This is a genomic window from Pantoea sp. SIMBA_079 (assembly GCF_046940275.1).
Classification (GTDB): Bacteria; Pseudomonadota; Gammaproteobacteria; order Enterobacterales; family Enterobacteriaceae; genus Pantoea; species Pantoea borealis.
This window is the reverse complement of sequence record NZ_JAWRYR010000421.1, coordinates 1-265: the sequence shown is the minus strand read 5'-3', so window position 1 is coordinate 265 and position 265 is coordinate 1. Positions and strand designations below refer to the sequence as shown.

Annotated in this window: 1 protein-coding gene; it reads left to right on the top strand. The window is 68.7% G+C overall.

Going from position 1 to position 265, the window contains the following annotated elements:
- On the top strand, nt 1-215 hold a 215-nt coding region (locus tag SB719_RS20625; protein WP_412159809.1), incomplete at its 5' end, for a redoxin domain-containing protein.
- Between the last annotated feature and the right edge of the window lie 50 nt (nt 216-265).

Below are 265 nucleotides of genomic sequence, written 5' to 3'. Positions count from 1 at the left end.
CCTTTCCGCTGGTCAGCGACACGGACGAAGCGCTGTGCCGCGCATTCGACGTGATCCGCGAGAAGAACATGTATGGCCGCAAGGTCATGGGTGTCGAGCGGAGCACCTTCGTGATCGACCCCGACGACGCCATCGTCGCCGAGTGGCGCAAGGTCAAGGTCCCCGGCCATGCCCAGGCCGTGCTCGACGCGTTGCAGGCTGCGCAGGCCAGGTGATCGCTCCTCCCGTCCGCACGTTCCGCCGTCCCGGCCTCCGGGCCACGGCG